This is a genomic window from Pseudomonas sp. GL-R-26, assembly GCF_019947365.1.
Taxonomy (GTDB): domain Bacteria; phylum Pseudomonadota; class Gammaproteobacteria; order Pseudomonadales; family Pseudomonadaceae; genus Aquipseudomonas.
Genome location: NZ_JAGYGI010000015.1, coordinates 173,636 through 181,248, shown reverse-complemented (window position 1 = coordinate 181,248; position 7,613 = coordinate 173,636). Strand labels below are relative to the sequence as shown.

7 protein-coding genes and 1 pseudogene are annotated in these 7,613 nt (G+C 59.3%); 6 read left to right on the top strand and 2 right to left on the bottom strand.

Going from position 1 to position 7,613, the window contains the following annotated elements:
* Positions 1-75 (top strand): annotated as a pseudogene (locus KGA96_RS17670) (peptide ABC transporter ATP-binding protein); the annotation flags it as partial.
* Positions 75-1,055: a peptide ABC transporter ATP-binding protein gene (locus KGA96_RS17665; RefSeq protein WP_046043945.1), complete on the top strand. Its 981-nt coding sequence runs from the start codon at positions 75-77 to the stop codon at positions 1,053-1,055. The pseudogene KGA96_RS17670 and the gene KGA96_RS17665, both read left to right, overlap by 1 nt.
* A 196-nt stretch (positions 1,056-1,251) precedes the next feature.
* On the opposite strand, the gene KGA96_RS17660 is transcribed toward KGA96_RS17665, so the two are convergent.
* Positions 1,252-1,506, bottom strand: a complete 255-nt coding sequence (locus KGA96_RS17660; RefSeq protein WP_046043944.1) for a hypothetical protein — start codon at positions 1,504-1,506, stop codon at positions 1,252-1,254.
* Positions 1,507-1,841: 335 nt separating this feature from the next.
* Positions 1,842-3,425 carry a peptide chain release factor 3 gene (locus tag KGA96_RS17655; RefSeq protein WP_033040112.1) on the bottom strand — a complete coding sequence of 528 codons (1,584 nt, stop codon included), beginning with the start codon at positions 3,423-3,425 and terminating at the stop codon, positions 1,842-1,844.
* 327 nt (positions 3,426-3,752) lie between these two features.
* Between KGA96_RS17655 and KGA96_RS17650 the strand changes: the two genes are divergently transcribed.
* Genes KGA96_RS17650 through KGA96_RS17635 form a run of 4 tightly spaced genes read left to right on the top strand, consistent with a single transcriptional unit; the run spans position 3,753 to position 7,203 of the window.
* Entirely contained in the window at positions 3,753-4,469 is a 717-nt protein-coding gene (locus KGA96_RS17650; RefSeq protein WP_046043942.1) for an ABC transporter permease, read from the top strand.
* A gap of 20 nt (positions 4,470-4,489) precedes the next feature.
* Complete coding sequence (locus KGA96_RS17645) at positions 4,490-5,383, top strand: glycine betaine ABC transporter substrate-binding protein (protein WP_046043940.1); 894 nt, start codon at positions 4,490-4,492, stop codon at positions 5,381-5,383.
* A gap of 12 nt (positions 5,384-5,395) precedes the next feature.
* Positions 5,396-6,049, top strand: coding sequence for an ABC transporter permease (locus KGA96_RS17640; protein ID WP_046043938.1), 654 nt, complete (start codon positions 5,396-5,398; stop codon positions 6,047-6,049).
* Positions 6,046-7,203, top strand: coding sequence for a betaine/proline/choline family ABC transporter ATP-binding protein (locus KGA96_RS17635; RefSeq protein ID WP_046043937.1), 1,158 nt, complete (start codon positions 6,046-6,048; stop codon positions 7,201-7,203). Before KGA96_RS17640 ends, KGA96_RS17635 begins: the two co-directional genes overlap by 4 nt.
* The last annotated feature ends 410 nt before the right edge of the window (positions 7,204-7,613 follow it).

Genomic DNA, 7,613 nt, shown 5'->3' with positions numbered 1-7,613 from the left:
CAACGTCCGGCCCTTGACCAGAAAAGCAACAGCCTCGCTCGCTGCTTCTACCCGCTGAACCAGGAGGTGGCGTAATGGCCGTCGTTCTTACCGCCCGCGACCTGACCCGTCACTACGAGGTGTCCCGAGGCCTGTTCAAGGGTCACGCCACCGTGCGTGCCCTCAACGGCGTATCGTTCGAACTGGAAGCCGGCAAGACCCTCGCGGTCGTCGGCGAGTCGGGTTGCGGCAAATCCACCCTGGCCCGTGCCTTGACCCTGATCGAAGAGCCGTCCTCCGGCTCCTTGAAAATCGCCGGACAGGAAGTCGCCGGCGCCGACAAGGCCCAGCGCAAGCAACTGCGCAAAGACGTGCAGATGGTGTTCCAGAGCCCGTACGCCTCGTTGAACCCTCGGCAGAAAGTCGGTGATCAACTGGCCGAGCCGCTGCTGATCAACACCAACCTGAGCGCCGCGGAACGTCGCGAAAAAGTCCAGGCGATGATGAAGCAGGTGGGCTTGCGGCCCGAGCACTACCAGCGTTATCCGCACATGTTCTCCGGCGGTCAGCGCCAGCGGATCGCCCTGGCCCGCGCGATGATGCTGCAACCGAAAGTGCTGGTGGCGGACGAACCGACCTCGGCGCTGGACGTGTCGATTCAGGCGCAGGTGCTCAACCTGTTCATGGATTTGCAGCAAGAGTTCAACACCGCCTATGTGTTCATCTCGCACAACTTGGCGGTGGTACGCCACGTGGCCGACCATGTGATGGTGATGTACCTCGGTCGCCCGGTGGAAATGGGCACGAAAGAGGACATTTACTCCCGCCCTCTGCACCCCTACACCCAGGCGCTGCTGTCGGCGACGCCGGCCATCCACCCGGATCCGAACAAGCCGAAAATCAAGATCGTCGGCGAATTGCCCAACCCGCTGAACCCACCGTCCGGCTGTGCCTTCCACAAGCGCTGCCCATATGCCACCGAGCGTTGCAGCACTGAAGAGCCGGCCCTGCGCCTGCTCGCCGGCCGCCAGGTGGCTTGCCACTACGCCGAGCAATTCCTCGACGGCGCGGCATAAAAAATGTGGGAGCGGGCTTGCTCGCGAAAGCATTGTGTCAGTCGATGTTAATGGTGACTGACGCGACGCCTTCGCGAGCAAGCCCGCTCCCACAGGGATTGAGTTGCTCACATTCCTGATGCGTTGACCAACCCCTTCCGCCTTGATTGCGCATCAGTCAGGTAGAAGGGGTTTTCTTTTATCTGCCATTGAGCGACTACGTCTGGCTGTCGCCCTCTTCCTCATCGGAGTCCGGCTCGTCGGTGGTCGAGTCATCGTCGTTGTCAGCCCCACCCTGCCCCTGATCTCCCGGTTCCGATTCGGATTTGGCGATCATCAACCCCGCATAACCCGCCTGCCCGCTCGAAGCCTGCTCACCGTGGTTGGTGCACTCGGCCCATGCCATCGAAGTGCCGAGCGAGAGCATCACCATCACCTTCAACAGCAGTAAAACGCGAAACAACCTGTTCATAGCCGATTCCTTCCTTTCGTTGAGTGCCTGTCTGGCGCTGAGTCAAATCTAGTTCCGATCAGCCGGGTTCTCCAGATTGGACGCTGTCGAGCGGGGGAAAATGCAGTGGGTTGGGAGATTGGTTTGGAATAGGGGTTATTCCCGTTTCAGCTAACACCGAAGCACCCTGTAGGAGCGAGCCTGCTCGCGATGGATGCTAACGATGACGCGCTCTGTCTGGATAAACGCAGCGCGGCTGGAATCATCGCGAGCAGGCTCGCTCCTACAGGGAATTGCAACAGGCAATAAACCCCGCTGCTTTCGCAAACGGGGTTTTGGGTATTTCAACTCAGCGCTTAGTGATGCTCACGGGTCGCACGGAATTTCACGTCCGGCCAGCGCTCTTCCATCAGGGCCAGGTTGACCCGCGTAGGCGCGAGGTAGGTCAGGTGACCACCGCCGTCCAGTGCCAGGTTTTCCACAGCCTTGTTGGAGAATTCCTCAAGCTTCTTCTTGTCGCTGCATTCGATCCAGCGTGCTGAGTAAACAGTGATCGGCTCGTAGGAGCACTCGACCTTGTATTCCTCTTTCAAGCGGCTGGCGACCACATCGAACTGCAGCACACCGACGGCGCCGAGGATGATGTCGTTGCTGCGCTCCGGGAAGAACACCTGGGTCGCGCCTTCTTCGGCGAGCTGTTGCAGGCCCTGACGCAGTTGCTTGGATTTCAGCGGATCCTTCAGGCGTACGCGGCGGAACAGTTCCGGGGCGAAATGCGGGATACCGGTGAAGCCCAGGACTTCGCCTTCGGTGAAGGTGTCGCCGATCTGGATGGTGCCGTGGTTGTGCAGGCCGATGATGTCGCCGGCAAACGCTTCTTCCAGCTGCTCACGCTCGGAGGAGAAGAAGGTCAGCGCGTCGCCGATGCGCACGTCCTTGCCGGTGCGCACGTGGCGCATCTTCATGCCTTTTTCGTACTTGCCGGAGCAGATACGCATGAAGGCGATACGGTCGCGGTGTTTGGGGTCCATGTTCGCCTGGATCTTGAAGATGAAGCCCGAGAACTTCTCTTCCACCGGTTCCACGGTGCGCTCGTTGGCCACGCGTGCCAGCGGACGGGGTGCCCAATCAACGACAGCGTCGAGGACGTGGTCGACACCGAAGTTGCCCAGCGCCGTACCGAAGAACACCGGGGTCAGTTGGCCGTCGAGGAACTCCTGCTGGTTGAACTCGTGGCAGGCGCCTTGCACCAGTTCCAGCTGTTCGATGAAACGCTCGTACTCGTCACCCAGGTGGGCGCGTGCTTCATCGGAGTCGAGCTTCTCGATGATCTTGGTTTCGGTGCGCTCGTGGCCGTGACCGGCGGTGTACACGATGATGTAGTCATCGGCGAGGTGATACACGCCCTTGAAGTCGCGGTAGCAACCAATCGGCCAGGTGATCGGCGCCGCCTTGATCTTGAGGACGGCTTCGATTTCGTCGAGCAGTTCGATCGGGTCGCGGATGTCACGGTCGAGTTTGTTGATGAAGCTGACGATCGGCGTGTCACGCAGACGGCAGACGTCCATCAGGGCGATGGTCCGTGGCTCAACACCTTTACCGCCGTCGAGAACCATCAACGCCGAGTCCACCGCGGTCAGGGTGCGGTAGGTATCTTCGGAGAAGTCTTCGTGGCCCGGGGTGTCGAGCAGGTTGATCATGTGTTCGCGATACGGGAACTGCATGACCGACGTGGTAATGGAGATACCACGCTGCTTTTCCATTTCCATCCAGTCGGAGGTGGCATGGCGATCGGATTTACGAGATTTCACCGTACCGGCTACCGCAATCGCCTTGCCCATCAGCAAGAGCTTCTCGGTGATGGTGGTCTTACCGGCATCGGGGTGGGAAATAATGGCGAAAGTGCGGCGTTTCGCGACTTCGGCGGCCTGTTTGGTCATGGGAAATCGCCTGGCAGGTGATTCAAAAAAGGGCGCAGATTATAGCCCAAGTTGATCCAAGAACCGAACCGTTGAGCACATTAGGGGTGGCCAAATGCTGCCGCAGATGGGAACCTTTTAAAGCACGGAGACGTCCACTCCCTCGTTACGACCACTCGTCGGGGGCCTGAAACACCTGCAATTCGGCCTGACGAGGCTGTGCTCATGGCTCGATTACACGCTGCTTTGCCGGCCTGATCGAGCTGCTTATCGCGACATTTTTTCGGCAGCCAAGCAAGGCGTTGCCACACGAAAAAGTGTTCGCCGACTGAAAAAAGGAGTCCGCCTGTGGCTATCCACTATGGCAAAGGGCTGATAGGAGGCGCGCTGGTATTCGCCCTTCTGGCCCTGCTGATCCAATGGATCGGCATCAACACGATCGAACACTACCGCGACGATTTGTTGTTTTACCTGCAAGCTCATCTGGTTCTCGTCCTCGCTTCCATGCTGGCCGCCCTTGTCGTGGGCATTCCTGCCGGCATCCTCCTCAGCCGCCCGTCCATGGTCGGCCGCGCCGAACGCTTCATGCAGTTCTTCAACATCGGCAACACCGTTCCGCCCCTGGCCGTCCTGGCCATCGCCCTGGGTATCCTCGGCATCGGCAGCGGTCCGGCCATCTTCGCCCTGTTCCTCGCCTCCTTGCTGCCCATCGTGCGCAACACCTATGAAGGCCTGAAAAACGTTCAGGGTTCGCTCAAGGAAGCCGCCGTCGGCATCGGCATGACCCCGCTCCAGGTGCTGTGGAAAGTCGAATTGCCCAACGCCGTGCCGATCATCATCGGTGGTGTGCGCGTGGCATTGGCGATCAATGTCGGGACGGCGCCGCTGGCGTTCCTGATCGGCGCCAACAGTCTCGGCAGCCTGATCTTCCCCGGCATCGCCCTGAACAATCAGCCGCAATTGCTGCTCGGCGCGGCCTGCACCGCCCTGCTGGCCTTGTTGCTCGACGGTCTGGTGACACTCGCCAGCCGCCTCTGGCTCGAACGCGGCTTGCGCCCGTCTTAAGCCTCGGCAAAGGAATCATCATGAAAACTTCAAGCTTTTTACTAGGCTGCGTCCTGCTGTTCGCAGGATTTGCCCAAGCCGCGGAAAAACCGTTGATCCGTATCGGCGCCCGGGTGTTCACCGAACAGACCCTGCTGGCGGAAATCACCTCGCAGTACCTGCGCACCAAGGGTTACGAGGTGCAGGTGACCGGCGGCCTGGGCAGCAATCTGGCCCGCAGCGCCCACGAAAGTGGCCAGCTGGACATGCTCTGGGAATACACCGGCGTTTCGCTGGTGGCCTACAACCATGTCACTGAAAAACTCGACAGTGAACAGTCCTACGCACGAGTAAAAGAACTCGATGCGAAAAAAGGCCTGGTCTGGCTCACTCCGTCGAAATTCAGCAACACCTACGCCCTCGCCCTGCCGAAGAACGTCGCCGACCAATACCCGCAGATCAACACCATCAGTGAGCTGAACACGGTGCTGCGCAAGGAAGCCCAGACCAACAACCTGGTGGCGCTGGATACCGAGTTCGCCAACCGTTCGGACGGTCTGGATGGCATGGTCAAGCTCTACGACATGAACCTGACCCGCAAGAACATCCGGCAGATGGACGCCGGTCTGGTCTACACCGCGCTGCGAAACGGTCAGGTGTTTGCCGGCCTGGTCTACACCACCGACGGTCGCCTCAACGCCTTCAAGCTGAAGCTGCTGGAAGACGACAAGCATTACTTCCCCGACTACACCGCCGCACCGGTGGTGCGTCAGGCCTACCTCGATGCGCATCCGCAATTGGCCGCACAACTCAAGCCGCTGGCTGAACTGTTCGACGACAACACCATGCGCGAACTCAACGCGCGGGTCGACGTCGAGCACCAAAGTCCTTCAGCCGTTGCCGCCGATTTTCTGCGCCAGCACCCGATCAATTAAGGAGGAAAAGTCATGGAATTCCTGAACGCCTTTTCCCATCTCGACTGGCAACAGGTGATCCACCTGACCTGGCAGCACATCACACTGGTCGGCATCGCCGTGACCCTGGCGATTGTAGTTGGCGTGCCGCTGGGCATCCTGATGACACGCTTCCCGAGCCTCGCAGGTCCGTTGCAAGCCAGCGCCACCGTGCTGCTGACCGTACCGTCGATTGCCCTGTTCGGCTTGCTGCTACCGTTCTATTCCAAGTTCGGCCAGGGCCTGGGGCCAATGCCGGCGATCACGGCCGTGTTCCTTTATTCGCTGCTGCCGATCATGCGTAACACCTACCTGGCCCTGACCAGCGTCGAGCCGGGCATCCGCGAAGCCGCCCGCGGCATCGGCATGACCTTCGGCCAGCGCCTGCGCATGGTCGAGTTGCCCATCGCCGTGCCGGTGATCCTCGCCGGTGTGCGCACCGCCGTAGTCATGAACATCGGCGTGATGACCATCGCCGCCACCATCGGCGCCGGTGGCCTGGGCGTACTCATCCTCGCCTCCATCAGCCGCAGCGACATGTCGATGCTGATTGTCGGCGCCGTGCTGGTCAGTGTGCTGGCCATCTTCGCCGACCTGCTTCTGCAATGGCTGCAACGCTCGCTGACTCCAAAAGGACTACTCAAATGATCGAACTTCAAAACCTCAGCAAGACCTTCCAAAGCAACGGCAAAGATGTGAAAGCCGTGGACTCGGTAAGCCTGACCGTCAATGAAGGCGAAATCTGCGTGTTCCTCGGGCCATCGGGTTGCGGCAAAAGCACCACGCTGAAAATGATCAACCGCCTGATCAAACCGACCTCGGGCAAGATCCTGATCAATGGCGAAGACACCACAGGCCTCGACGAAGTGACCCTGCGCCGCAACATCGGCTACGTGATCCAGCAGATCGGTTTGTTCCCGAACATGACCATCGAGGAGAACATCGTCGTGGTGCCGAAACTGCTCGGCTGGGACAAGCAGAAATGCCACGACCGTGCCCGCGAGTTGATGAGCATGATCAAGCTCGAACCCAAGCAATACCTGCATCGTTATCCACGGGAATTGTCCGGTGGCCAGCAGCAGCGGATCGGCGTGATTCGCGCCTTGGCGGCCGATGCGCCGTTGCTGTTGATGGACGAGCCCTTCGGTGCGGTCGACCCGATCAACCGCGAGATGATCCAGAACGAATTCTTCGAGATGCAACGGGCGCTGAACAAGACCGTGATCATGGTCAGCCATGACATCGACGAGGCGATCAAGCTCGGCGACAAGATCGCGATCTTCCGCGCCGGCAAGCTATTGCAGATCGATCACCCGGACACTCTGCTCGCGCATCCGGCGGATGAGTTTGTCAGCAACTTCGTCGGCCAGGACAGCACACTCAAGCGTCTGCTGTTGGTGAAAGCTGAAGATGCGGCGGACAACGCGCCCTCCGTCAGCCCGCATACCCCGGTGGCCGAAGCGCTGGAGTTGATGGACGAGCATGACCGACGCTACGTGGTGGTGACTTGTGCCGAGAATAAAGCCCTGGGTTATGTACGACGTCGTGACCTGCACCGTCAGACCGGCACCTGCGCACAGTACCAACGCGAGTTCAATGCCACGGCGGCGTACGACGAACATTTGCGCATCCTGCTGTCGCGTATGTACGAGTTCAATCGGGCGTGGTTGCCGGTGATGGATGCCGAGAGGGTGTTTTTGGGTGAGGTGACACAGGAGTCGATTGCTGCTTACTTGAGCTCCGGACGTTCGCGGGGGATGAAGACCAACATCGTGTCGCCAGCCGAGGCGGTGGTCGCCTGATCACTCATATCGCCCGGTAAAAAACGCAAAACCTGCAGGAGTGAGCCTGCTCGCGATAGCGCAATGTCAGTCAACACGATGTTGGCAGTGAAAATGCCATCGCGAGCAGGCTCACTCCTACAAGGTTTGTGCAATTTTTGAGTAATCGGCAGACCGGAAAAAAATATCAACAGCAGCGTCTGTAAAAGCCATCCTGATACACGCTCAGGAATAGTCAAATCCCCTCTCTGCCTACCTTTTCGCTGCCAACGTCGCCGATGTTGACGCTATCGTAGTTACTAGCGACTTAGCGCACAAAAGCGTCGAACGTGCAGGTATTTTTAACACTTCATAAATCTTCTGGAACATCCGACTGTCATCTGAGTCGGTTAAAAAGAGTGACGCTCGTAACGCGCGTCAGAAGAGTGCAA

Excerpts from the sequence above, each read along its gene's own strand:
- KGA96_RS17640 (WP_046043938.1), top strand. The coding sequence starts at position 5,396 with ATGGAATTCCTGAACGCCTTTTCCCATCTCGACTGGCAACAGGTGATC.
- KGA96_RS17635 (WP_046043937.1), top strand. The coding sequence starts at position 6,046 with ATGATCGAACTTCAAAACCTCAGCAAGACCTTCCAAAGCAACGGCAAA.
- KGA96_RS17665 (WP_046043945.1), top strand. The coding sequence starts at position 75 with ATGGCCGTCGTTCTTACCGCCCGCGACCTGACCCGTCACTACGAGGTG.
- KGA96_RS17660 (WP_046043944.1), bottom strand. The coding sequence starts at position 1,506 with ATGAACAGGTTGTTTCGCGTTTTACTGCTGTTGAAGGTGATGGTGATG.
- KGA96_RS17655 (WP_033040112.1), bottom strand. The coding sequence starts at position 3,425 with ATGACCAAACAGGCCGCCGAAGTCGCGAAACGCCGCACTTTCGCCATT.
- KGA96_RS17645 (WP_046043940.1), top strand. The coding sequence starts at position 4,490 with ATGAAAACTTCAAGCTTTTTACTAGGCTGCGTCCTGCTGTTCGCAGGA.